Genomic DNA, 23,911 nt, shown 5'->3' with positions numbered 1-23,911 from the left:
ACGGGCGCAATTTTCCGCCCGGCGGCTCTGCTATTCCTGTCGCCGGAAGTTCAGCGTCTCGCCCTGCGCCCCCGCCCGCCACAGGTCGTTGCAGGCCTCGGCCATGCGGTCGAGGCCCTCGACGATCTGGCCCCAGACGATGCCGGGGACCCAGCCGACGTCACCGTTCAGGAGCAGGTTGTTCCGTTCGTAGAAGAGGGCGAGGTCGACGACGGTGGTGCCGGCCCGGACGTCGGCCTGTGGCTCGTATCCGTACGCCTGGGTCCCCAGCTCCGTCCCGGAGAAGGAGAAATAACAGAGATCTCCCGGGATGGGGGTGACCGTCGGGTTCTCAAGGGGCGGCTCGCGGTCCGCGAACGCCGGGAAGAGGGCGTAGATCTCGTTGCGCGCGTACTTCGCGTGGTAGACGTCCGAGCCGAGCGGAAGTGCTTCCCACACCGCCGCGCAGGTCACCGGAGCCCGGTCGTCGAGCAGCTTCGCCGTGCACTGAACTCCCCGCTTGGCGAGGGAGACTTCGATGAATCGGTCTGCCATGTGTCCCATGCTCCTCTCTGGAGTCAAGACCACAACGATTGCACCATGGGCTGAAATTGAGCGGCATATTCCGCGTCGAGTCGGGTAGCCGCGCGCCCATGGCTCCACCACTTGGGAACAACGAGGGATTCACAGGCAGAGCGGTCCGCCGCCGCGCCCTGCTCACCGGAGCGGGAGGGGCGGCGCTGGCCGCGTTCGGCGCCTCGGCATGCAGCCGGGTGCCAGACGAAGGGAAGGTTGAGGGGGGCGATCTGCTGGACCGGCTGCGCGACAGCGGCACGGTCAGGATCGGTGTCGCGGGCGAGGTCCCGTTCGGCTACATCGACGAGAACGGCGAGGTCACCGGTGAGGCGCCGGAGATCGCCAAGGTCATCTTCCCGCGCCTCGGCGTGCCCAAGGTCAAGGCGGTGCCCACCAAGTTCGGCGCCCTGATCCCCGGCCTCACACAGGCACGGCAGTTCGACGTGGTGTCGGCGGGCATGTACATCAACCCGACCCGCTGCGAGCAGGTCCTCTTCTCCGACCCCGACTACCTCATGCTCGACTCCTTCATCGTCAAGAAGGGGAACCCGCACGGGATCAAGACGTACGAGGACATCGCCAAGAAGGGCCTGAAGCTGGCGAGCGGCACCGCGTACGCGGAGATCGACTACGCCAAGGCCGCGGGCGTGAAGGACGTGCTCGTCCTGCCCGACCAGGTGGCCGGGCTCGACGCCGTGGCCCAGGGCCGCGTGGACGCCTTCGCCGGCACCAACGTCACCGTGCGCACCGTGATCAAGGGCAGCACGCGCGCCGAGGCGACGGAGCCCTTCCAGCCGGAGGTCGACGGCAAGCCCGCCTACGGCGCCGGCGGCTTCGCCTTCCGGCTGTCCGAGAAGAACCTGCGCGACGCCTTCAACAAGGAGCTGCACAAGCTCAAGAAGAGCGGCGAGCTCCTGCGCATCGTCAAGCCGTTCGGCTTCACCGAGGACGAGATGACCGACCTCACCCTCCAGAAGCTGTGCCCGCCTGCGAAGGGCGCCTCCTCATGATGTCGTCGGAGTTCTTCCAGAACTGGTTCCTTCCCGGGATCTGGATCACCATTCAGGTGACCTTCTTCAGCGCGGCCCTGGCCTTCGTGATCGCCTTCCCGATCGGTGTGCTGCGCACGTCCCGCCTCTGGATCGTGCGGTTCCTCGCCGGGGCCTACTTCGAGATCTTCCGCAGCACGTCGTCGCTGGTCTTCATGTTCTGGATCGCGTTCACCGTGCCGCCGGTCTTCAACATCAGCTTCCAGCCGATGTTCGCGGGCGTGCTCGCCCTCGGCATCACCTACGGGGCGTACGCGTCGGAGATCGTGCGTGGCGCGCTCGCCGCGGTGCCGCCCGCGCAGCGCGAGGCGGGCATCGCCCTGAACTTCACCCCGGCGCAGCGGCTGCGCCGCATCGAGCTGCCGCAGGCCTGGCCTGAGATGCTCCCGCCGTTCAACAACCTGCTGATCGAGCTGCTCAAGGGCACGTCCCTGGTGTCGCTCATCGCGGTGGCCGACATGACCTTCGCCGGTGACCTGCTGCGGCTCGTCACCAACGACAGCGCGCCGATCTACACGCTGCTGCTCGGCCTGTACTTCGTGCTGGCGTTCCTCCTGACGCGCGGCATGCGCCTCCTTGAGCGGCACGCCAAGAAACGCGTCGGGCAGGCACCCGAGAAGACGAGCCTCTTCGGCGGGATGCGCTCGAAGTCGTCGATCGACGTCATGACCGGCACGGGGGGTGCCAAGTGAACTGGGACTGGTCGAATGTCGACGACTTCATGCCGCTCTTCTGGGACGGCCTGGAGCTCACGCTCAAGGCGCTGCTCTTCGGCACCCTGATCGCCTTCTCGCTCGGTCTGGTCTGGGCGATCGCGCAGCGCTCGGAGAAGAAGTGGATCCGGTGGCCGGTCACGGTGGTGACCGAGTTCATCCGGAACACCCCGCTCCTGGTGCAGTTGTTCTTCCTGTTCTACGTGGTGCCGGAGTGGGGCCCGTCGATGTCCCCGCTCACCACCGGCATCGTCGGCCTGGGGCTGCACTACTCGACGTACACCTCGGAGGTCTACCGGGCGGGCATCGAGGGCGTGCCGGCCGGCCAGTGGGAGGCGGCGACCGCGCTCAGCCTCTCCAAGCGCCGGACCTGGACGTCGGTGATCCTGCCGCAGGCCGTGCGCCGGGTGATCCCCGCGCTCGGCAACTACGTGATCGTCATGCTGAAGGAGTCGCCGCAGATGGCCGCCATCGGCGCGCTCGACATGCTGGGCCAGGCACAGGGCTACAGCCAGGCGACCTTCACGTACGAGGCGATCAGCGTCGTCGGCGTCGCCTTCATCGTCATCGCCTACCCGGCCTCTCTTCTTCTGCGAGTTTTGGAGCGTCGTCTTGTCCGCTGACAGCAGCACTTCCCAGGAAATCCCCAACCCCGCCGTCGACGGCAGCGAGCTGATCCGCTTCGACAACGTGGTCAAGCGGTACGGCTCGAACACCGTCCTCGACCAGCTCGACTTCTCCGTCGCCTCCGGCAAGCACGTGACGCTGATCGGCCCCTCCGGTTCCGGCAAGACCACGATCCTGCGCCTGCTGATGACGCTGGTGAGACCGGACGAGGGCACGATCAAGGTGGGCGGCCAGTACCTGACCCACGAGGAGAAGAACGGCAAGCTCGTCCCCGCGGGCGAGAAGCACGTGCGGGAGGTCCGCAAGAACATCGGAATGGTGTTCCAGCAGTTCAACCTCTTCCCGAACATGAAGGTCCTGCGCAACCTCATGGAGGCGCCGGTCACCGTCCTCGGGCTCTCCAAGGACGAGGCCGAGCAGCGCGCCCGCGAGCTGCTCGACCTGGTCGGCCTCGGCGACCGCTGCGACGCCTATCCGACGCAGCTCTCCGGCGGCCAGCAGCAGCGGGTGGCCATCGCGCGCGCCCTGGCGATGCGCCCGCAGGTGCTGCTCCTGGACGAGGTGACGTCCGCGCTCGACCCGGAGCTGGTGGCCGGCGTCCTCGACGTGCTCCGCGACATCGCGCACACCACGGACATCACGATGCTCTGCGTCACCCACGAGATGAACTTCGCACGGGACATCTCGGACCAGGTGCTGATGTTCGACTCGGGTCACGTCATCGAGTCGGGTACGCCGGAGAAGATCTTCACCGAGCCCGAGCACGAGCGCACCCGCGAGTTCCTCAGCGCGGTGCTGTGACCGCTGCCTGACAGTGGCATATGCCATCGTGGCGCGTTCCTGCTGACGGAGCCGGAGCGCGCCACGAATCTCGACAACAGACGCTCCCCCTGAGCCACTTGACGACTATCGTGGGAACAGCTCGACTGTCCGGATCCGTTCCACCTGGGGGAAGCCGTGGCGTTGCAGCACCAGGCGACCGCGCCGCACGACTCCGTCCAGAGCGCCCTGCGGGTGCTCGAAATCGTCGCCAGGCACGACACCGGCGTGACCACCGTCGAGCTGGCCCGCGAGACCCGGCTGCCCGCCACCCGCCTCGCGCCCCTCCTCCGCATGCTGCGCCGCGAGGGGTATGTGGAGCAGCTCACCGACAGCCCGGTCGGCGCCTATGTGACCGGGGAGACCCTCAACCGCCTCGGCTCGGCCGGCCACCACGAGCAGGCGCTGCGCGCGAAGCTCCAGCGCACCCTGGACGGCCTGCGCGACTCCATCGGCGCCGCCGTCTACATCAGCCGCTACGTCGACGGCGAGGTCAGCGTCACCGGCTTCGCGGCGGGCCCCCGCACCCCCGCGGTCAACGAATGGGTGGACTTCCGCTCCTCGGCCCACGCCAGCGCCATCGGCAAGAGCCTGCTCACCCAGCTCGACGTGAACGGCCGCCGCGACCACCTCTCCCGGCACAAGATGGCCCGCCTCACCTCCCGGACGATCACGAACGAACGGGCGCTGCTCAACCGGCTGGCCGCCCAGCCCGCCACGGTCCCGGTCCTCGACCTCCAGGAGTACGCGGTCGGCACCGTCTGCGCCGCCGTCCCCATCACGGCGGGCTCCGCGGTCGGCTGCCTCGCCCTGTCCCTGCCGTTCGAGCACGCCCACCGGCTGCGCGAGGCCGCGGACACCCTGAACCGCGGGGCGGCGCCGGTGCTGCTCTCCATGGCGATCTAGTCTCCCCGGCGATCTAGGCCCTCGGCCGGGTGTGCGGAGCACCCTTTCGGACCAGGTACTATTTATGAGTCAGCAGGCGCCGCTAGCTCAGTTGGTTAGAGCAGCTGACTCTTAATCAGCGGGTCCGGGGTTCGAGTCCCTGGCGGCGCACTTGCGAATGCCGAAAGGGCGTTCCCGGTCTTCCGGGGACGCCCTTTCGCGTACGGACGCCCTCCGGGCCCGCGCGGGGTGCGGTTTTCCGCACCCCCACTCGACGGCAACCCCCATACCGCGGATGACCTGCGGTTTCTAGCGTGGTGCACATGGAATTCACGACTCTCGCCCTCCCCGAGGAACCCGCGGGCGGCATCGCGGGCTGGGCCGCCGACCTGGTGGACGTCATGGGCGGCCCCGGGGCCGGGCTCGCCATCGCCCTGGAGAACCTCTTCCCGCCGCTGCCCAGCGAGGTGATCCTGCCGCTGACCGGCTTCGCCGCCGGGCAGGGGGTGATCAGCCTGTTCTCCGCGCTCTTCTGGACCACGCTCGGCTCGGTGGTCGGCGCGGCGGCCCTGTACTGGATCGGCGTGCTGTTCGGCCGCGAGCGCATGCACGCCCTGTGGGGCAAGCTGCCGCTGGTCAAGCCCGCCGACCTGGAGCGCACCGAGGTGTGGTTCGCGCGGCACGGCACCAAGGCCGTCTTCCTCGGCCGGATGGTGCCGATCTTCCGCAGCCTGATCTCCGTGCCCGCCGGAGTCGAGCGCATGCGGCTGCCGGTCTTCCTCGCGCTGACCACGCTGGGCAGCCTGGTCTGGAACACCGTGCTCGTCATGGCCGGGTACTGGCTGGGCGACCAGTGGCACGCGGTCGAGACCTACGTGGGCCTGCTCTCCAAGGCCGTCCTCGTCCTGGTCGTCATCGCCCTCGCCGCCTACATCGCCGTACGCGTGCGCTCGCGGAAGCGGCCCATGGATGCCGCCGAGCCCCGCCACCGCCGCGCCGGCTAGGGACGACTAGTGTCGGACGACGTGAAGGAGCCCGTGGCCGCGCCGTTCTTGCTCAGAGGCCTCGGTGTGCTCATCGGCTGCCTCACCGCCCTGCTCGGCCTGGTCTACTTCGTCGTCGCCGGGACCGCCCTCGGCGCCTTCCTCCTCTTGCCGCGCACCCGCCCGCGCGCCCACGCGCTGCTCGCCTCGGGCGCCCGCAGGCTCACCGCCCTCGAGCGCGGGCGCCGCTCCGTCTTCTTCCACGACGCGTTCCCCGAGCACCGCCCATCCGACCAGCGGATCCTGCGCTACCTCGCCGCCCGCACGTACTCGGGGCTGCTCTGCGGCGTCGTCGTCGCCATGGTCGACTTCGGCGCGGTCCTCGCGGGGATCTTCGCGGTGTCGCTCGTCCGGACCTCGATGAGCTGGGTGGACCTGCTCAGCCAGTTCGTCCTCGGCGGCACCCTGCTCTTCCTCGCCGTGCAGGGGCTGCGCGCGCTCACCGACCAGGACGCCCGCCTCGCCCGCGAGTGCTTCGGCCCCTCCGAGCGCGAGGTGCTCCAGCGGCGCATCGACGAGCTGGCCACCAGCAGGGCCGCAGTGGTCCACGCGGTCGACGCCGAGCGGCGCCGGGTCGAGCGCGATCTGCACGACGGCGTCCAGCAGAGGCTCGTCGCGCTCGCCATGCTGCTCGGCCGGGCCCGCCGCGGGCGCACCCCCGAGCGGGCCGACGCGCTCCTCGCCCAGGCCCACAAGGAGGCCAGGGAAGTCCTGACCGAGCTGCGCGAGGTGGCCTGGCGGGTCTACCCCAGCGCCCTGGACAGCCTTGGCCTGCACGAGGCGCTCGGCGGGGTCTCGGAGCGGTGCGCGCTCCCCGTACGCATGGAGTACGACGTGCCGGGACCGCTGCCGTCCGCCGTCGAGACCGCCGCCTACTTCGTCGTGTCGGAGGCGGTGAACAACGCCGCCAAGCACTCGTCCGCCGAGGAGGTCTCCGTGACCGTACGGCAGCGGGGCACGGTCCTGGCCGTCGCCGTCCGCGACAGCGGGACCGGGGGCGCCGACGCCGGGGGCAGCGGTCTGACCGGGCTGCGCAGCCGGGTCGCCGCGCTCGACGGCACCCTGGACGTCGACAGCCCCCTCGGGGGGCCCACCACCATCACCGCGGAGCTGCCGTGCGCGTAATCCTGGCCGAGGACTCGACCCTGCTGCGGGAGGGCCTGGTGCGGCTGCTCGCCGAGGAGGGCCATGAGGTCCTCGCCGCCGTGGGCGACGCCGACGCGCTGCTGCGCGCGGTCGATGAGGACGTTCCCGACGTCGTCGTCACCGACATCCGCATGCCGCCGGACCACACCGACGAGGGGCTGCGCGCCGCCGTCCGCATCCGCGAGCTGCGGCCCGAGGTGGGCGTGCTCGTCCTGTCCCAGTACGTCGAGCGCAACTACGCGACCCAGTTGCTCACCTCCAGCGCCGAACGGGTCGGCTACCTCCTCAAGGACCGGGTCGCCCAGGTCGAGGAGTTCCTCGACGCGCTTGAGCGGGTCCACGCGGGCGGCGCCGCCATCGACCCCGAAGTCGTACGGCAGTTGCTCATCCGCACCACGCACGGCGACCCGCTGACCCGGCTGACGCCGCGCGAGCGCACCGTCCTCGAAGCGCTCGCCGAGGGGCACACCAACGCGGCCATCGGGGAGAAGCTGCACATCTCCCTGAGCGCGGTCGAGAAGAACCTCAACGCGATCTTCGACAAGCTCGGCCTGTCCCGCACGACCGGCTACAGCCGCCGGGTGCTCGCGGTGCTGCGGTACCTGGAGTCCTAGGCCCTCCCGCTCCCCGGGCGCGGATATCCCTCGCACCGGTGAGGACGGCGTCGCACGGCCGCCGGGATACTGGCACGGCTTCCCGCTCCCAGGAGCCGCCGTATGCCCGCGCTTTCATGGCCCGCCGCCCGGCTTCGCGCCGTCCGGCTCCGTGCCGCCCACCCTTACGTGGTCGACTCGGCTCTCGCGGCCGCCGTGCTGTTCGCCGTGTCCCTCCAGTTCCTCTTCCCCGACGAGGGCGGGGACGCGCTGTCGCCTGCCGGGTTCCTGCTCGGCGCGGGGACGGCCGTGCCGCTGGTGTGGCGGCGCCGCGCGCCCTTCCTCGTCGCGTGCGCCGTCACCTGCTTCACGCCCGCCATGGCTCTCCACCACCGCCCTCCGCCCGACATCACGTACGGCGGGCTCGTCGTGCTGTACACCGTGGCCGCCCTCGCCCGGCCCTGGCAGCGGCGCCTCGTACTCGTGGGGTGGCTGATCGGCACGACGGTCACCATGGCGTTCCACGAGCGCGCCGAACCCTACGAGTACCCCTTCCACCTGCTGAGCCTCCTCAGCGCGTACGTGCTCGGGTCCCTCGGCCGCGTCCGGCGCGCGTACACCGCCGCCCTGGAGGACCGGGCCAGGCGCCTGGAGCGGGAGCGGGCGAGCGACACCGCGCGTGCCGTGGCCCTCGAACGCGCCACCATCGCCCGGGACATGCACGACATCCTCGCCCACGCGGTGAGCCTCATGGTGGTGCAGGCGGAGGCCGGGCCCGTGGTGGTGCACAGCGATCCGCCGCGCGCGGAGGCCGCCTTCGACGCGATCGCCGCGGCAGGACGCGACGCCATGGTGCAGCTCCGCCGCATCCTGGGCGTCCTCAAGGAGGAGCGGCCCACCGGCGGACGCGGCCCGCAGCCCACCCTCGACGCGCTGCCCGAGCTGCTGGCCCGGGTCCAGCACGCGGGCCTGGAGGCCCGGTTGGAGACGCACGGGCCGCCCCGCCCCCTGTCGGCGGACGCCGAGGTCGCGGCGTACCGCATCGTCCAGGAGGCGCTGACGAACACGGTCAAGCACGCCCGGGCGGACCGGGTGCTCGTGCGACTGGACTGGTCCGTCGCCGAGTTGCGGCTCACCGTCACCGACGACGGCCGCGGCGGCGGCCCGTCCGAGGACAAGGGCGAGGGCGACGGCGGTGCCGGTGGCGGGCACGGGCTCATCGGTGTGCACGAGCGGGCGAGCGCCTGCGGCGGGCGGGCGGAGACCGGTCCAGGACCGGACGGGGGATTCCGTGTCCTCGCGCGGCTGCCCACGGCATCATGGCGGGATGAGCATCCGGGTGGTGGTCGCCGACGACCAGGAGCTGGTGCGCAGCGGCTTCTCGATGATCCTGTCCGCCCAGCCGGACATCGAGGTGATCGCGGAGGCCGGTGACGGCGCGGAGGCGGTCACCGCGGTGCGCCTGCACGCCCCGGACATCCTCCTGCTCGACATCCGCATGCCCGGCATGGACGGCATCGAGGCGGCCCGCCGGGTCTGCGCCTCGTCCGGCTGCCGGGTGATCATGCTGACCACCTTCGACCTCGACGAATACGTGTACGAGGCGCTGTACGCGGGGGCCAGCGGCTTCCTGCTCAAGGACGTCCGCAGGGACGACCTGGTGCACGCGGTGCGGGTCGTCGCCGCCGGTGACTCGCTGCTCGCGCCCTCGGTGACGCGGCGCCTGGTCGCGGACATCGTGGGCCGCCGCCGCACCGCGCGGGCCACGGACGGCGCGCCGCCCGCCGAGCGGCTCGCCGCGCTCACGGCCCGCGAGGAGGAGACGCTGCTGCTCCTGGCCCGCGGCCTGACCAACGCGGAGATCGCGGCGGCTTTCGTGGTGAGCGAGCACACCGTGAAGACGCACGTCAGCAATGTCCTTTCGAAGCTGGCGCTGCGGGACCGGGTGCAGGCGGTGATCTGCGCGTACGAGACGGGCCTCGTGGTCGCCGGGGAGACCGAGGAGGGCTGAGCCCCCCCCGGCCGGGCGGCCCCGGCTCACTCCGGCGGGTGAGGCGTCCCCCGGGGGAGGGAGGCGGGAAGACCGCTCCGGGCGGCGATCCGCGACCGGCGGCCCGGCACGACTCTGGGACACGTGTCCGCACGCTTCCCGGAGCCGCCAAGGAGCCGTCATGCTCGCCACGTTCGCCAGGACGGCGACCCGCCGTCCGCTCACCGTCATCGCCCTCTGGGTCCTCCTGATCGTCCTCGGCCTCGGCTTCGGCACCCGCGTCTTCGGGGACCTGACGTCGACGGTGGAGGACGTTCCCGGCAGTGAGTCCGTGGTCACGGACGAACTCCTCGACGACCTCGACCCGACCGGGGCGTCCTTCACCGCGGTCGTCTCCGGCAACGGCCGGGTCGACCGCTCGGAGCTGCGCGCCGAGGTGGCCGCCGCCGTCGCCGAGGTGCGCGCCCTGCCCGGTGTCGCGGAGGTCCCCGACCCCTACGCCACGCGCGGCCTGGTCGCCGGGGACTCGCGGGCGCTGCTGGTCCCCGTGACGCTCAAGGGCGGCCTTGACGACGACGCGGAGGAGGACGCGGTCGGCGACGCGGCCGACGTCATCCGGGGCATCGAGGGCGCCGACGTGGCCGTGAGCGGTGGACCGCTGCTCGGCGAGCAGATGGGGACGCGGGCGCAGGAGGACGTGGCCAGGGCGGAGTTGATCACTCTGCCTGCCGTTCTGCTCGCGCTGCTGCTGATCTTCGGGGGGCTCCGCGCGGCGGGGCTTCCGCTGCTGGTCACGGTCAGCGGGGTCGCCGGGTCGTTCCTCATCCTGTTCGGCTTCAGCCTGTTCACGGACATCTCCGTGTACGCCGTGCAGATCGTCACCATGCTGGGGCTCGGGCTCGCCGTGGACTACGCGCTGCTCATGGTGGTCCGCTTCCGCGAGGAGCGCTCGTACGGCCTGGCCGTGCCGGAGGCCGTGCACGCCACGGTGGCCCGCGCGGGACGCACGGTCCTCTTCTCCGGCATGACGGTGGCCATCAGCCTGTCGGGCCTGATCTGGTTCCCCAGCCCGTTCCTGCGCAGCATGGGCCTGGCGGCCGGTGCCGTGGTGGTCGTGGACATGCTGGCGGCGCTGACGTTGCTGCCGGCTCTCCTCGCCCGGTTCGGGGGGAAGATCGCCGCCCCCGCGCCGGCCTCGGGCGGTCCGCGCGGAGGTGCGTTCTTCGCCCGGCTCGCGAAGTTCTCCGTGGCCCGGCCGGTCGCCGTGCTCACCCTCGTCGTCGCCGCGCTGACCGTCCTCGCCGTGCCCGTCGTCGGGATGCGGATCAACATCGGTGACGCCCGGCAGCTGCCGCACGAGACCGAGGCCCGGCAGCTCTACGACACCGTGCGCGAGCACTATCCGGCCGAGACCGACACCAGCCCCGTGGAGGTCCTCATCAGGCCGGGCGCCGAAGCCGACTGCGAGCGGAAGATCCGTGCACTGCCGGGCGTCGCCGCCGCCGAGCGCCAGCGGCTCTCCGACGGCACGGTCCTCCTCGAACTCACCCCCAGGGGCCCGGCCGACGGCCCCGCCGCCACCCGGCTCGTCGAGCGCGTACGCGACCTGCGGGGCGCCGAACCCGTCGAGGTCACCGGCGACGCCGCCCGCCTCGTCGACTTCCGCGGCATGCTCGCCGAGCGCGCCCCCTGGGCCGCACTGACCGTCCTCGTGGGCCTCTTCGGCCTCCTCTTCGCCTTCACCGGCTCCGTGCTCATCCCGCTGCGCACCCTCGCCACCACCCTGCTCAGCCTCGCCGCCGCGCTCGGCGTCGTCACCTGGGTGTTCCAGCACGGGCACGGGGCCTCGCTGCTCGGCGGCGAGGGGCTGGGGGCGCTGAGCCTGACGGCGCCGCCGCTGATCATCGCCATCGCCTTCGGGCTCGCCATGGACTACGAGCTGTTCATCCTCTCCCGGATGCGGGAGAGCTGGACGGAGACCGGCGACCACCGCACCGCCGTCGTCGAGGGGCTGCGCCGCTCCGGGCGCGTGGTGAGCTGTGCGGCGCTGCTGCTCGCCATCGTCTTCGCCGGGTTCATGACGGGCGGCTTCTCGCCGATCCTTCAGATCGGGCTCGGCCTGACGCTGGCCGTCCTCATCGACGCCACCGTGGTCCGGATGTTCCTCGTACCGGCGACGATGGCCCTGCTCGGCCGTCGCGCCTGGTGGGCGCCGGGTCCGCTGCGGCGCCTGCACGAGCGGTACGGGGTACGGGAGTTCACGCCGCGGGAAGCGGCTACGACAGGACGACCCCGTCCATGAGCAGTGCCGCCACGAGCCCCGCGGCCAGGAGCCAGGTGCCGAGCCTGGTCCGGCCGCGGCGGCTCAGTTCGATCACTCCGCCGCAGAGGATGAGCAGCAGTCCGTAGACCCCGACGACCAGGACCGATGAGCGGCTCGCCAGGCGCAGCGCGAGGACGACCGCCGCCGCGGCCATCAGCAGCGAGGCCGCGGCGATCCGGGCGCGGCGGGCGCGGGCGGCCGGGGTGGGGCCGGAAGGCGGGGCGTCGGACGGGTCCCCGGACGGCGCCTCGGGGCTCGCGTCGCTTCCCGGCACGTTCTCGTCGTCGTACGGCAGTTCGGTCTGGTCGGACGTGCTCATGGGGCAGGAGCGTAATCGCTCACGCGAACGGGGACGGGACCCGTGTCCGTTCCGCACCTTTCCCTCACCTGGTGCTCCGCCCGCCCCGGCGATGCCCCGCTCACGCGCGCAGATACGCGAGGACCGCGAGCACCCTGCGGTGGGTGCCGTCGCCCGGCGGCAGGTCGAGCTTGGCGAGGATGTTGCCGATGTGCTTGCCCACCGCGGCCTCGGAGACGACGAGTCCGGCGGCTATCGCCGCGTTCGACCGCCCCTCGGCGACCAGTCCGAGCACCTCGCGCTCGCGCGGGGTGAGCCGGGCCAGCGGGTCGCGTCTGCGCCGCAGCAACTGCCGTACGACCTCCGGGTCGACGACCGTCCCGCCCTCCGCCACCCGCGTCAGCCCCTCGATGAACTCCTCGACCTGGCCCACGCGGTCCTTGAGCAGATAGCCGACGCCCGTACCGTCCCCCGTGTCCAGGAGCTCCGCCGCGTAGGTCCGCTGCACGTACTGGCTCAGCACGAGCACCGGCAGCGTCGGCCGCTCCGCCCTGATCGCGACGGCCGCGCGCAGCCCCTCGTCCTTGAACCCCGGCGGCATCCGCACGTCGGTCACCACGATGTCCGGTTCGTACGCCGACACGGCGTCCCGCAGCGCCTCCGCGTCGCCGACCGCCGCCACCGTCTCGTGCCCGAAGCGGCCCAGCACGCCGATGAGCCCTTCCCGCAACAGCACGCCGTCCTCGGCGAGTACGACTCTCAGGCTTCGGCTCGGCACGGTATCTCCACGGACAGGACGGTCGGGCCGCCGGGCGGGCTGGTGAGCGTCAGTGTGCCATCGAGGACGGCGAGGCGGTCGGCGAGCCCGGTGAGGCCCGTGCCCCGCGCCGGGTCGGCGCCGCCGCGGCCGTCGTCGCGCACGTCGATGCGCAGGGCCGTGCCGGTGTGCGCTGCGGTGACCCGGGCGCTGTCGGCACCGCTGTGCCTGCCCACGTTGGCGAGCGCCTCGCGGACCGCGAAGTACCCGGCGGACTCGACGGCTTCGGGGAGGCGGGGCAGCTCGACGCCGGCCGTGTCCACGGGCACCGCGGACCGGTCCGCCGCGTCCTCGATGGCGGTGGCCAGGCCGTAGTCGGTGAGGACCTGCGGGTGGATGCCGCGGATCAGCTCGCGCAGCTCGGTCAGGACGTGGCCCGCCTCGTCGTGGGCGGTGGCGAGCCGCTCGGCCAGCGGGCTGCCCGGGGCCGTGTCGAGCCGGGCGAGCCCCAGGCTCATGGTCAGCGCGACGAGGCGTTGCTGGGCCCCGTCGTGCAGGTCACGCTCGATGCGCCGCCGCTCCGCCTCGAAGGCGTCGACCAGGCGGGCCCGTGAGCGGGTGACCTCGGCGAGGCTCGCGGCGAGTTCCGTGTCGCGGGGGGCAAGGAGCAGCCGGGCGAACGCGGCCCTCCCCGCGGCGTACGCGCCCAGCGGGTACGCGAGCACCAGCAGGGCGACCAGTCCGAGCAGGGCGGTGCCGCAGGCCGCCGGGTAGGACTCGACGAGCCACAGCTTGGCGGGGCGGATGCCGGTGCCGGGGCCGCCGACGGCCGCCAGGTGGGCGGGGGCGGCGAGCAGCAGGCCGGGGAGGGCGACCGTGCAGGCCAGGACGGTGAGGTCCAGCGGCCACAGGACGAGGGCGAGCAGCACGGCGTAGGCGAGCTCGCGCCAGGTGGCCTGCTCCTTGACGCGGAGCCGGAACCAGGCGTTGATGCCGGGCGCTTCGGGGGTGCGGTGCGGGCTGGGGGCCGGTGCCGGGTCGACGGCGCGGAGGCGGCGGCGCTCCAGGGCGGCGAGGGGCACGCCGCAGAAGGCGAGCGCGCCGAGGAGGGGAATCCCGACGAGCACGAGGGTGAGGGCGGCCCCGACGGCGGTGAGAGCGGCCCCGACGAGCAGCACGAGTGCCCCGAGAAGCACCCCGCTCCCCAGATACCCGGCGCTGCGCCAGGGAGCACTCCCCCACACGTACCCCCGCCCCCGAAGCCGCGCCCAGACGCTGTCACTTGGCATGGGGCCTACGGTAGGCGGCCGTCTCGGGTGGATGGTGCCGCGCACGCCGCGTGCGAGGGGAAGGCACGGCGTGCGCGGCACCCGCGCGAAGGCACGGAGGGGCGCGGAGGGGCGCCCCAGGGCCTCGCCTAGAAGCGGACGTCGGAGCAGGCGTAGAACGCGTTCGCCGTGTCCGCGACCGTCCAGACCGCGACGATCACGTGGTGACCGCTGCGACCGCCGGGGATGGTGCCGCTGTGCGAGAGGGTCGCGGGCGGCTGCTGGCTGTTGTACGGGACGCTGAGGAACGGCGTGGTGTTCAGGGCGGCCCTGGTCACCGGCTTGCTCTCGTCCCAGCCCTGCTTGGTGATGTAGTACTTGAAGTCCGTGGTGCGGTGCCGGGCGGTGAACTGCCAGCGGAACGTGTAGTTCTGCCCGCCGCTCACCTGCGTGGTGGGCCAGGCGCTGCCGTTCGGCGCCTTGGCCGCGTCGAGCTGGCTGAAGCCGCCCACGCCCGCCGAACAGATCTTGCCGTCGGCGGGTCCTGCCGCGGGGAAGCCCTTGAGGCCCTCGACGCTCTGCGGTTCCCACTGGATGTTGCCGCAGTTGGCCACCACGCCCTTGGCGCAGTTGATCTGCCGGCTGGCCGGCAGATCCGTGTAGCCGTGGCTGCTGGCGCCACCGGCGGAGAGCGCGAACGCGCCCACCGTGCCGAGGCCCACCATCGCGGCGTACATCTTCTTGTTACGCATGTCGCTCCTGACCGAACGTGGGGAGTTCCGGGGGACGTTCCGTACGACGTTCCGTAAAACGTTCCGTGGGACGTGCGCGCGCTGCGGTCTAGACCAAGTTCAGATTATTGCCGGTAGTTGAACATGTCCATACCAATCACGGAGAGGATCGCCCGCGGTCCGGGGCACCCCCGTGCGTCCGGTAGAGTTCTCCAGGTCAGCGGGCGCCGCTAGCTCAGTTGGTTAGAGCAGCTGACTCTTAATCAGCGGGTCCGGGGTTCGAGTCCCTGGCGGCGCACAGACAGCGAAGGCCCCCCGTTCACGCGGGGGGCCTTCGTCGTGCGCGTACCGCTACCGTTGCGCCATGGCGCGCGACATCCAGGAGCGGATCAAAAAGCTCATCATCGATTCCAGGCTGCCCTCCGGGGCCTCACTGCCCACCGAGCCGGAGCTGATGGAGCGCCTGGGAGTCAGCAGGAACTCCGTACGGGAGGCGCTCAAGGCGCTCCAGGCGATGGGCATCGTGGAGATTCGTCATGGTTTCGGCACCTATGTCGGCCCCATGTCGGTCGCGCCGATGATCGAGGGGCTCGCCTTCCGCACGGTCGCGGGCCACTACCGCGGCGAGGACAGCCTGCTCCAGCTCCTGGAGCTGCGCGAGGCCGTCGAGACCGGCCTGATCGCGCGGCTCGCGGGCCGGGTCCCGGAGGCCGACCTCGCGGAACTCGACGCCTTGGTGGAGCGCATGGAGGCCGAGGCCGACGCCGCGGAGGGCGGGGTACGCGCCGAGACCGACCGCGCATTTCACGCCACGCTCTACCGCGGTCTGGGGAATCTGCTGCTCGGTGAGGTTCTGGAGGCCTTCTGGGACGCGTTCCACAAGGTCCGCACGGATCTGGTGGACGTGCCGCTGGACCCGAGGGTCACCTGCCGGCAGCACCGGGAGATCCTGGAGGCCGTCCGCTCGGGGGATGCCCAGCGGGCAGAGCGGGCCATAAGGGAGCACTTCGGCAACATTCGCGCCCGCCTTGGCACACCTGTCCCACTAGAGCGCTCAAATCGCTCGTATGACCGGTAAACCCCTTGTATCGCTCTTGCGATCATGCCTTGGGGCGTAGAACCCTGGTCGGGAGCCACTGGCTTTCATGAGGCGGACGATGCGGAGCACTTGGGGGCTCGCCGGTCCGCGCGACAAGGCAGGGATGGGGGTCCCGTTCGTGTCGCGATGCCTAGGGGGGCATCATGCAACCGGAAGGTAGCCGTTCCATGTCTAAGGGGACGGTGGCCTGCCACTGATGCGTCGGCGAGGGTCGGAGGGGATCCGGACCGGCGGAAGGACCAACGACCGCGCGGGCGACCGCGTGCGGGGGGATGACTCATGACGTCGACGCCGACGGGCGCGCGGCAGAACGACCCGTCTGAAACGACCCAGCTCAGGGCCGTCTCACACCGGACAGGCGGGTTCCGCAGAATCAAGAAGACCCTGCCGCGCTACGACTACGAGCACTACAGCCGGCTCGCCGGGCCGCTGACCCAGCCCGACCCGAGCAAGCCGTACAAAGTGAAGTACCGCTCGCTGCTCTCGCAGGAGCCGCACAAGGTACGGGCCGCGCTGATGCTGGGCGCGGCCCCACTGCTCTCTCTCGTGCTGCTCGGCTGGCTGCTTCAGCCCGAGCACTGGACGAAGCGGGACTACGTGGCCAACGACTGGCTGCCCGTCCTCGACGTCGTCATGCTCATATCGATCGGCCTGATCGAGTTCTTCCGCTGCATGAACGTCCTCTCCAACGCGCACGCCACGCTCGTCGCCCGCGACCCGATACCCGTGGTGCCCGAGACGGGCACCCGAGTCGCCTTCCTCACCTCGTTCGTGCCCGGCAAGGAGCCGATCGAGATGGTGACGAAGACCCTGGAGGCCGCGGTCAAGATCCGCCACCGCGGCACGATGCACGTCTGGCTCCTCGACGAGGGTGACGACCCTGAGGTCAAGGAGGTCTGCCTGCGGCTCGGCGTGCACCACTTCTCCCGCAAGGGCGTGGCGAAGTGGAACATGGCGAAGGGCCCGCACCGCGCCAAGACGAAGCACGGCAACTACAACGCCTGGCTCGACGCACACGGCGACGACTACGACTATTTCGCGTCGGTGGACACCGACCACGTCCCGATGCCGAACTACCTGGAGCGGATGCTCGGCTTCTTCCGGGACGAGAACGTCGGCTTCGTCATCGGCCCGCAGGTCTACGGCAACTACGACAACTTCGTCACCAAGGCCGCCGAGTCGCAGCAGTTCCTCTTCCACGCGCTGATCCAGCGGGCCGGCAACGCCTACGGCGCCCCGATGTTCGTCGGCACGTCCAACGCGGTGCGCATCAGGGCCCTGAAGCAGATCGGCGGCCTGTACGACTCGATCACCGAGGACATGGCGACGGGCTTCGAGATCCACCGCGCCACCAACCCGGCGACCGGCAAGAAGTGGAAGTCGGTCTACACCCCGGACGTGCTCGCGGTCGGCGAGGGCCCCAACGCCTGGACGGACTTCTTCACCCAGCAGCTCCGCTGGTCGCGAGGGACGTACGAGACGATCCTCAAGCAGTTCTGGAAGGCGCCGTTCTCGCTGCCCCCGGGCCGCCTCTTCAACTACACGATGATGGTCATCTTCTACCCGATGTCCGCCATGAACTGGATCCTGGCCGCGCTGAGCTGCGCCCTGTTCCTGGGTCTCGGCGCGTCCGGCGTGAACATCGACCCGACCATCTGGCTGATGCTGTACGGCAACGCCTCCGCGCTCCAGATCGGCCTCTACATCTGGAACCGCAGGCACAACGTCTCCCCGCACGAGCCCGAGGGCTCCGGCGGTGTGGCGGGCATGGTGATGTCGGCCCTCTCGGCGCCGGTCTACGCGCGCTCGCTCCTCGACGCGGCCCTGCGCCGCAAGAGCAAGTTCGTGGTGACCCCCAAGGGCGATTCGGCGAGCCCCGACACCCTGTTCGGCACCTTCCGCATCCACCTGTTCTTCATCCTGGTCTTCGGCGCCTCGATGGCCGCCTCCTTCGTGTACGGGCACGCCCACCCGGCGATGATCACCTGGGCCACGTTCGCCCTCCTGATCACGGCGGCGCCGATCTTCGCGTGGCGCTGGGGCATGCGGCAGGACAAGAAGAAGCCCAGGCCCGACGCGGGCCCTGGGCCCTCGGGACCGCCGTCGGAGGCGGACCCGTCGGTACCGCTGCCGCGCGACGCCACGGCGCCCCTGCCGCAGACCCAGCCGCCGGTCCCCACGCACGGACGGCACGCCGCCCCGCACGCGCCACAGCAGAAGCCCAGCTGGGCATCGCCCGACCAGACCATGCAGATTTCCCTTGGGGGACGTAAGAAATGACAGACCGTTCCAGCCGCCGCCGCGCCCGCCGCATCGCGATAGGCGCGGCGGTCGTCCTCGCGCTGGCGGGGATGAACGGCCCGTGGCTGTGGCGCGTGGGCTCGGAGAAGTACCACGACTACAAGATCAACAAGCCGGAGTACAAGGCGGACAACGGCCACTGGGAGGTCGTGGACTTCCCCGAGGAGTACCGCCAGAACACGATCCACGCGGCCCTGCTGCACACCGGCAAGGTGCTTCTCGTCGCGGGGTCGGGCAACAACCAGAAGAACTTCGACGACAAGAAGTTCGACACCCGGCTCTGGGACCCGGTCAAGGGCACCATCAAGAAGATCCCGACGCCCACCGACCTGTTCTGCACGGGCCACACCCAGCTCGGCAACGGAAACCTGCTGATCGCGGGCGGCACGCAGCGCTACGAGAAGCTGAAGGGCGACATCACCAAGGCCGGCGGCCTGATGATCGTCCACAACGAGGACCCGGACGAGCCGAAGACGATCCCGGCGGGCACGAAGTTCACCGGCAAGAAGAACGGCAAGACCTTCGTCTCCAAGGACAACATCCTCGTCGAGAAGGCGAAGAAGGTCTTCGACAAGCAGACCGGCAGGTTCCTGCGGACCGAGCCGGGCCTCGGCCGGGTCTACGTCGAGGCGGCCAAGAGCGGCACCAAGCACGAGACGGGCACCCAGGACAACTACCGCATCCAGGGCATGAAGGGCTCCGACACCCGCAACGTCTACGGCATGGCGCAGAAGCTCGCCCTCGACAAGAAGGACTTCCAGGGCATCAAGGACTCCTTCGAGTTCGACCCGGTGGCCGAGCGGTACATCAAGGTCGACCCGATGAACGAGGCGCGCTGGTACCCCACGCTGACCACGCTCAGCGACGGCAAGGTCCTCTCCACCTCCGGCCTGGACGAGATCGGCCAGCTCGTCCCCGGCAAGAACGAGGTGTACGACCCGAAGACCAAGAAGTGGACGTACACCAAGGGCATCCGGCAGTTCCCGACGTACCCGGCGATCTTCCAGATGGCCAACGGCAAGCTGTTCTACTCCGGGTCGAACGCGGGCTACGGCCCCGACGACGTCGGCCGCAAGCCCGGCATCTGGGACCTGAAGACCAACAAGTGGCAGGGCATCCCGGGCCTGAGCGACGACAAGCTCCTGGAGACCTCCGGCACGGTGGAGCTGCCGCCCGCCCAGGACCAGAAGTACATGGTGGTCGGCGGCGGCGGTGTCGGCGAGTCCAAGGAGTCGAGCAACAAGACCCGGATCGTCGACCTGAAGGCGGACGACCCGAGGTTCACCGACGGCCCCGAGCTGGAGAAGGGCACGCGCTACCCGCAGATATCGACGCTGCCGGACGACACCGTGCTGATATCCGGCGGCTCCGAGGACTACCGCGGGCGCAGCGACTCCAACATCCACCAGGCCCGCATCTACGACGCCAAGACCGGCGAGATGCGGAAGGTCGCCGACCCGGAGGTGGGCCGCAACTACCACTCGGGTTCGGTGCTGCTGCCCGACGGGCGCGTGATGTTCTTCGGCTCCGACTCGCTCTACGCCGACGCGGCGAACACGAAGCCCGGCGTGTTCGAGCAGCGCATCGAGATCTACACGCCGCCGTACCTGTACCACGGCTCGCAGCCCTCGCTCGGCAAGGGCCCGAAGAACATCGAGCGGGGCGGCAGCGGGACGTTCCCGACGAAGCACTCCTCCGCCATCAAGTCGGCGCGCCTCATCAAGCCGAGCGCCTCCACGCACGTGACGGACATCGACCAGACGTCGATCGCGCTCGGCCTGAAGAAGTCACCCGGCAAGGTCACGGTCACGGTCCCGAAGAACCGCAGCCTGGTCGAGACGGGCTGGTACATGCTCTTCGTCACGGACGACCAGGGCACACCCAGCAAGGCCCAGTGGGTCCACGTGCCGTAGGCACCGCCCCGTAAGGGGCGCGGGGGCTGCGCGAGCGCGCAGCCCCCGCACTCTCAGTCGGAGGCCTTCGCGAGGCTGAGTGCGTACTCCGGCCACCACTCCCCGGCCTTCGGCCCGCCCCTGCACGTGCCGTCGGACTCACCGGGCCGCTTGATCCACAGGTAGGCGTCGATGAGCGGGTCGGAGGTCTTCGTGGTGGGCACCTCGCCCAGCGCGCGGCCCGGCGGGTTGCACCAGGAGTCCTTGCCCTTGGTGTAGGACCCGTTGCCGTTGCGGGCCGTGTCGATGACGAACGGCTTGCCGCCGATCTTCGCGGACAGCTTCTTGCCGAAGTCGGCGCTCGCCTCCGTCGTCTGGAAGTTGGAGACGTTCACCGAGAAGCCGTCGGCCTGCTCGACGCCGGACCACTTCAGGGGCTCCCAGAGCGAGTCGGGGTTCTTCCAGCCCGCGTTGCCCGCGTCCAGGTACACCTTGGTGTTCTTCAGGGACTTGAGCTTGCCGATGGCCCCCTTCAGGAGGTCGTAGCGCTCCTCGTGGAACTGCTCGGGCGTGCAGTTGTCGACCATGTGGAGCACGGCGTCCGGCTCCAGGATGACCGTGGCGCGGCGGTCGCCGATGCCCTTGGCCACCTGGTCGACGAAGGCCCGGTACGCGTTGCCGTCGGCCGCGCCGCCGCCCGAGTACTGGCCGCAGTCGCGGTGCGGGATGTTGTAGAGGACGAGCAGGGCGTCGCGGTCGGCCTTGGTGGCGGCCTCGGTGAAGCCGCGCGCCTGTTCCTCCGCGTTCTCCGGGACGATCCACTCGGCGACGGGCTGCTCGGCGATCTTCCTTATCAGCTCGGCGTCTTCCTTCTTGCCGTCCTTCTCATAGGCGGCTACCTGCTTCGCCGCGTTTCCCTCCGGGTTGACCCAGTACGGGTCCTTGCCCTTGGGCTGCTGTTTCACCGGCGGACCCGAGTCGCTGCCCGGGTCGTCACCGGAGGAGGAGCATGCGGAAAGAAGCAGCGCGGCCCCCACCAGCGCCGCTCCCGTCCGCACCCCCCTGGCCGCGAAAACAAGTCCGCGGCCGGTGCCTTTGCGGTACATCCACTCCCCCTTGGGTGCACTGTCGGTCATTCAATCCTGACATACGCCTCCCCTGCCCACGAGGCCCGTCCGTCCTGCGGCGAGAGCTGTGGAAGAGCTGTTACCGAAGGCGTCTCCAGCGGGCGCCACCTGCGCTGATGCCGGAGTGACACAGGAGGCGCCCCGCCGCTGCCCGGGCCCGGCCACCCCGGGTCACGCGCGACGACCCCTAGGCCACCGGGCTCATTGGTCCTAGAGTTCGTCGCACGGCCCCAGCCCCCGGCCCGGTCGACCCTTCCGTACCGGAACACCCCGAGAACCTCCCGCGTGCCGCCGGGTTACTCCCGCAGCTCGTACGCGCGCGGTCGAGGAGCCGGTCCGGCCGGTGGCTCCAGGGGGAGCGGGCCGCCGACCGGACCCGGCGAGGCCCGCTGTGCCGCTGCCCGCCCTAGCGGCGGACCCCCGTGAGGTACGCCGAGACGATCACGTTGGCCGTGTACGTGTGGGCGGCCCTGTCGAAGGCGCCGCCGCAGGTGATCAGGCGCAGCTCCGCGCGGTCCTCCTCGTGCGGGCCGTAGGCCTTCGCGGCGTCGAAGCGCTCGCGGGTGACGACCTGGACGTCGTCGACAGTGAACTCCGCGGTCGTGCCGTCGTCGCGGGCCACCCGGACCTTCTGGCCGGGGCGCACCGCGCTGAGGTCGTAGAAGACCGCGGGCCGGGTCCTGGTGTCGACGTGGCCGACGAAGAGGGCCACTCCGGCGGCCCCCGGGCGGGTGCCGCCGCCGTACCAGCCGACGGTGTCGGACCGCTCGAAGGGCGGGGGGTCGATGGCGCCGTCGGGGTCGAGGCCGCGGGCGCTCACCGGAGCCTTGATGCCGAGGGCCGGCACGTCCACGCGGTGCGGTCGTGCGGGGGCCAGCGGCTCGTGGCCGCGCGGCAGTTCCACGCCGAGGGGGCGGCCGACCGCCGCCACGTCACCGGTCGCCGGTGCCGCGAGGCTGCCTCGCAGGTCGGAGAGGCCGCTGCCCCACAGCCCGAGGCCCGCGAGGAGGACCGCCCAGGCGATCCCGGTGAGGAGGCGTCCTGGCCCTGGTGAGTGTTCATCACCGGACATGCTCACGTCCGCCCGTCACTCGGGGCGGCGCCGTCGGACGCTGCGGAAGGCCACGGCGACGGCCGCCGCTCCGGCGAGGACCAGGCCCACCACGGCGTGCCGGGTGCCGGGTCCCGCCTCGGAGGCGTCGTCGGCCGCGTCGTCCGCCGCCGCGTCGGTGGCGTGCGCCGCGAGATCGGTGGTGCCGCCGCCACCGGCCTTGACCGGGGCCTCGGGCACCGGGTCGTGGCGTTCCACGACGACCTTGCCCACGCCCTGGTGCGGGTGGCCGTCACAGGTGACGGTGAGGTCGTACGTACCGGTCAGGCCCTCTTTGATCCTTGCGCTGCCGCTGAGCGTGTGGGAGTCGCCGCCGCGCCCGGTGAGCTCGGCGTCCTTCTCGAAGGCTCCGGCTCCGGCCGACCCCGTCGCGCCCTCGCAGCCCGAGACGCGCACCTCCACGGTGGCGCCGGGCGCGGTGGTCGCCGGGGTGACATCGGCCCGTACGGACTCCTGGTCGTGGGCCTGCGCCGCGCCGCCCGGCAGGACCATGGCCAGGGCCACGGCGGCCGGGGCGGCGCGCAGGGCTAGGGGACCTATGCACATCGTGAACCTCCTGATCCGAGGTTCACGCGCGGTGCGCCTCGCCGCACACCGGAGTGCGGCAAACGGGTCTCCCCCGGGTGCCTGTCCGTGCCTGTCCGTGCCTGTCCTGATGCGGTACGCGTGCCTAGACGCGGTCGACCAGGTCGGCGATGGAGTCCACGACGGTGGAGGGCCGGAAGGGGTACTGGTCGATGCCGTCGCGGGACGTCAGTCCGGTGAGGACGAGGAACGTCTCCATCCCGGCCTCAAGACCGGCCAGGACGTCGGTGTCCATGCGGTCGCCGATCATGGCGCTGGTCTCGGAGTGCGCCCCGATGGCGTTGAGCCCGGTCCGCATCATCAGCGGGTTCGGCTTGCCCGCGAAGTACGGGTTCTTGCCGGTCGCCTTGGTGATCAGCGCGGCGACGGCGCCCGTGGCGGGCAGCGGTCCCTCGGCGGAGGGCCCGGTCTCGTCGGGGTTGGTGCAGATGAAGCGGGCCCCGCCGTTGATGAGGCGCACGGCCTTGGTCATCGACTCGAAGGAATAGGTGCGGGTCTCGCCGAGGACCACGTAGTCCGGGTCGTGGTCGGTCAGGATGTACCCGATGTCGTGCAGCGCGGTGGTCAGGCCCGCCTCGCCGATGACGTAGGCGGTGCCGCCGGGGCGCTGGTCGTCCAGGAACTTCGCGGTGGCGAGCGCGGAGGTCCAGATGTTCTCGACGGGCACGTCCAGGCCCATGCGGTTCAGCCGGGCCTGGAGGTCGCGCGCGGTGTAGATGGAGTTGTTGGTCAGGACGAGGAACGGCTTGCCCGACTCGCGCAGCTTCTTTATGAAGGCGTCGGCACCCGGGATCGGGACTCCCTCGTGGATCAGCACGCCGTCCATGTCGGTGAGCCACGATTCGATGGGCTTGCGCTCTGCCATGGGGTGCACTCCTGCGGTCTGCGAGTTCTGCGGGGCGCCGGGACAGCGCTGTGCCGACGCCCCCAGCCTAAACAGGAAGCCGTGATCTTGACCCCGTCGATCTCGCCGATCTCGCCGATCTCGTCGATCTCGTC

At 70.9% G+C, this 23,911-nt stretch carries 23 protein-coding genes and 2 tRNA genes; 16 read left to right on the top strand and 9 right to left on the bottom strand.

What is annotated here, in order from left to right:
* Positions 1–30 precede the first annotated feature (30 nt).
* Positions 31–534 (bottom strand): DUF3830 family protein, encoded by a 504-nt coding sequence (locus ACZ6JY_RS00955; RefSeq protein WP_469190906.1) that lies wholly within the window; start codon positions 532–534, stop codon positions 31–33.
* Positions 535–632: 98 nt separating this feature from the next.
* Here ACZ6JY_RS00955 and ehuB point away from each other — a divergent pair, with 98 nt between their 5' ends.
* The 12 genes from ehuB to ACZ6JY_RS00895 all read left to right on the top strand — a co-directional run bounded on the left by ehuB (position 633) and on the right by ACZ6JY_RS00895 (position 11,722).
* Positions 633–1,565 (top strand): ectoine/hydroxyectoine ABC transporter substrate-binding protein EhuB, encoded by a 933-nt coding sequence (ehuB, locus tag ACZ6JY_RS00950; RefSeq protein ID WP_469190904.1) that lies wholly within the window; start codon positions 633–635, stop codon positions 1,563–1,565.
* Positions 1,565–2,296 (top strand): ectoine/hydroxyectoine ABC transporter permease subunit EhuC, encoded by a 732-nt coding sequence (ehuC, locus tag ACZ6JY_RS00945; protein WP_469191874.1) that lies wholly within the window; start codon positions 1,565–1,567, stop codon positions 2,294–2,296. The genes ehuB and ehuC overlap by 1 nt, the downstream gene beginning before the upstream one ends.
* On the top strand, positions 2,293–2,940 hold the full coding sequence (ehuD, locus tag ACZ6JY_RS00940) for an ectoine/hydroxyectoine ABC transporter permease subunit EhuD (protein WP_447037635.1): 648 nt from the start codon (positions 2,293–2,295) through the stop codon (positions 2,938–2,940). Before ehuC ends, ehuD begins: the two co-directional genes overlap by 4 nt.
* Positions 2,930–3,745 (top strand): ectoine/hydroxyectoine ABC transporter ATP-binding protein EhuA, encoded by an 816-nt coding sequence (gene ehuA / locus ACZ6JY_RS00935; RefSeq protein ID WP_469190902.1) that lies wholly within the window; start codon positions 2,930–2,932, stop codon positions 3,743–3,745. The genes ehuD and ehuA overlap by 11 nt, the downstream gene beginning before the upstream one ends.
* Before the next feature lie 156 nt (positions 3,746–3,901).
* The gene (locus ACZ6JY_RS00930) at positions 3,902–4,669 is read left to right on the top strand and encodes an IclR family transcriptional regulator (RefSeq protein ID WP_469190900.1); all 768 of its coding nucleotides are present in this window, start codon (positions 3,902–3,904) and stop codon (positions 4,667–4,669) included.
* 76 nt (positions 4,670–4,745) lie between these two features.
* Positions 4,746–4,819 (top strand) — tRNA-Lys (locus ACZ6JY_RS00925).
* Positions 4,820–4,971: 152 nt separating this feature from the next.
* Positions 4,972–5,652, top strand: coding sequence for a DedA family protein (locus ACZ6JY_RS00920; protein ID WP_469190898.1), 681 nt, complete (start codon positions 4,972–4,974; stop codon positions 5,650–5,652).
* A gap of 9 nt (positions 5,653–5,661) precedes the next feature.
* On the top strand, positions 5,662–6,816 hold the full coding sequence (locus ACZ6JY_RS00915) for a sensor histidine kinase (protein WP_469190896.1): 1,155 nt from the start codon (positions 5,662–5,664) through the stop codon (positions 6,814–6,816).
* The gene (locus ACZ6JY_RS00910) at positions 6,807–7,451 is read left to right on the top strand and encodes a response regulator transcription factor (protein WP_469190894.1); all 645 of its coding nucleotides are present in this window, start codon (positions 6,807–6,809) and stop codon (positions 7,449–7,451) included. Before ACZ6JY_RS00915 ends, ACZ6JY_RS00910 begins: the two co-directional genes overlap by 10 nt.
* 102 nt (positions 7,452–7,553) lie before the next feature.
* Complete coding sequence (locus tag ACZ6JY_RS00905; RefSeq protein WP_469190893.1) at positions 7,554–8,864, top strand: sensor histidine kinase; 1,311 nt, start codon at positions 7,554–7,556, stop codon at positions 8,862–8,864.
* Positions 8,758–9,441 (top strand): response regulator, encoded by a 684-nt coding sequence (locus ACZ6JY_RS00900; RefSeq protein WP_469190891.1) that lies wholly within the window; start codon positions 8,758–8,760, stop codon positions 9,439–9,441. The genes ACZ6JY_RS00905 and ACZ6JY_RS00900 overlap by 107 nt, the downstream gene beginning before the upstream one ends.
* A 160-nt stretch (positions 9,442–9,601) precedes the next feature.
* Positions 9,602–11,722, top strand: coding sequence for an MMPL family transporter (locus ACZ6JY_RS00895; protein ID WP_469190889.1), 2,121 nt, complete (start codon positions 9,602–9,604; stop codon positions 11,720–11,722).
* Here ACZ6JY_RS00895 and ACZ6JY_RS00890 read toward each other — a convergent pair.
* The 4 genes from ACZ6JY_RS00890 to ACZ6JY_RS00875 all read right to left on the bottom strand — a co-directional run bounded on the left by ACZ6JY_RS00890 (position 11,697) and on the right by ACZ6JY_RS00875 (position 14,818).
* The gene (locus tag ACZ6JY_RS00890) at positions 11,697–12,062 is read right to left on the bottom strand and encodes a hypothetical protein (RefSeq protein ID WP_469190887.1); all 366 of its coding nucleotides are present in this window, start codon (positions 12,060–12,062) and stop codon (positions 11,697–11,699) included. The genes ACZ6JY_RS00895 and ACZ6JY_RS00890 overlap by 26 nt on opposite strands.
* A 100-nt stretch (positions 12,063–12,162) precedes the next feature.
* Positions 12,163–12,819, bottom strand: a complete 657-nt coding sequence (locus tag ACZ6JY_RS00885) for a response regulator (protein ID WP_469190885.1) — start codon at positions 12,817–12,819, stop codon at positions 12,163–12,165.
* Entirely contained in the window at positions 12,801–14,087 is a 1,287-nt protein-coding gene (locus ACZ6JY_RS00880; protein ID WP_469190883.1) for a sensor histidine kinase, read from the bottom strand. The genes ACZ6JY_RS00885 and ACZ6JY_RS00880 overlap by 19 nt, the downstream gene beginning before the upstream one ends.
* A gap of 128 nt (positions 14,088–14,215) precedes the next feature.
* Entirely contained in the window at positions 14,216–14,818 is a 603-nt protein-coding gene (locus ACZ6JY_RS00875; protein ID WP_469190881.1) for a lytic polysaccharide monooxygenase auxiliary activity family 9 protein, read from the bottom strand.
* Positions 14,819–15,021: 203 nt separating this feature from the next.
* Here ACZ6JY_RS00875 and ACZ6JY_RS00870 point away from each other — a divergent pair.
* The 4 genes from ACZ6JY_RS00870 to glxA all read left to right on the top strand — a co-directional run bounded on the left by ACZ6JY_RS00870 (position 15,022) and on the right by glxA (position 20,110).
* Positions 15,022–15,095, top strand: a tRNA-Lys gene (locus tag ACZ6JY_RS00870).
* Between the two features lie 66 nt (positions 15,096–15,161).
* A complete protein-coding gene (locus ACZ6JY_RS00865) occupies positions 15,162–15,875 on the top strand; it encodes a FadR/GntR family transcriptional regulator (RefSeq protein WP_469190879.1) in 714 nt (237 codons plus the stop codon).
* A gap of 300 nt (positions 15,876–16,175) precedes the next feature.
* Positions 16,176–18,176, top strand: coding sequence for a glycosyltransferase family 2 protein (locus ACZ6JY_RS00860; protein ID WP_469190877.1), 2,001 nt, complete (start codon positions 16,176–16,178; stop codon positions 18,174–18,176).
* On the top strand, positions 18,173–20,110 hold the full coding sequence (gene glxA / locus ACZ6JY_RS00855) for a radical copper oxidase GlxA (RefSeq protein WP_469190875.1): 1,938 nt from the start codon (positions 18,173–18,175) through the stop codon (positions 20,108–20,110). The genes ACZ6JY_RS00860 and glxA overlap by 4 nt, the downstream gene beginning before the upstream one ends.
* A gap of 53 nt (positions 20,111–20,163) precedes the next feature.
* On the opposite strand, the gene ACZ6JY_RS00850 is transcribed toward glxA, so the two are convergent.
* The 4 genes from ACZ6JY_RS00850 to ACZ6JY_RS00835 form a co-directional block, all read right to left on the bottom strand.
* A complete protein-coding gene (locus ACZ6JY_RS00850; RefSeq protein ID WP_469191872.1) occupies positions 20,164–21,195 on the bottom strand; it encodes a glycoside hydrolase family 6 protein in 1,032 nt (343 codons plus the stop codon).
* A gap of 427 nt (positions 21,196–21,622) precedes the next feature.
* Positions 21,623–22,288, bottom strand: coding sequence for a class F sortase (locus ACZ6JY_RS00845; protein ID WP_469190873.1), 666 nt, complete (start codon positions 22,286–22,288; stop codon positions 21,623–21,625).
* 15 nt (positions 22,289–22,303) lie between these two features.
* The gene (locus ACZ6JY_RS00840) at positions 22,304–22,873 is read right to left on the bottom strand and encodes a hypothetical protein (protein WP_469190871.1); all 570 of its coding nucleotides are present in this window, start codon (positions 22,871–22,873) and stop codon (positions 22,304–22,306) included.
* Positions 22,874–22,997: 124 nt separating this feature from the next.
* Positions 22,998–23,777, bottom strand: a complete 780-nt coding sequence (locus ACZ6JY_RS00835) for an HAD-IIA family hydrolase (RefSeq protein WP_469190869.1) — start codon at positions 23,775–23,777, stop codon at positions 22,998–23,000.
* Between the last annotated feature and the right edge of the window lie 134 nt (positions 23,778–23,911).

It is taken from the genome of Streptomyces sp. NPDC046335 (assembly GCF_055587985.1).
This window is presented reverse-complemented; position numbering and strand designations above follow the sequence as displayed.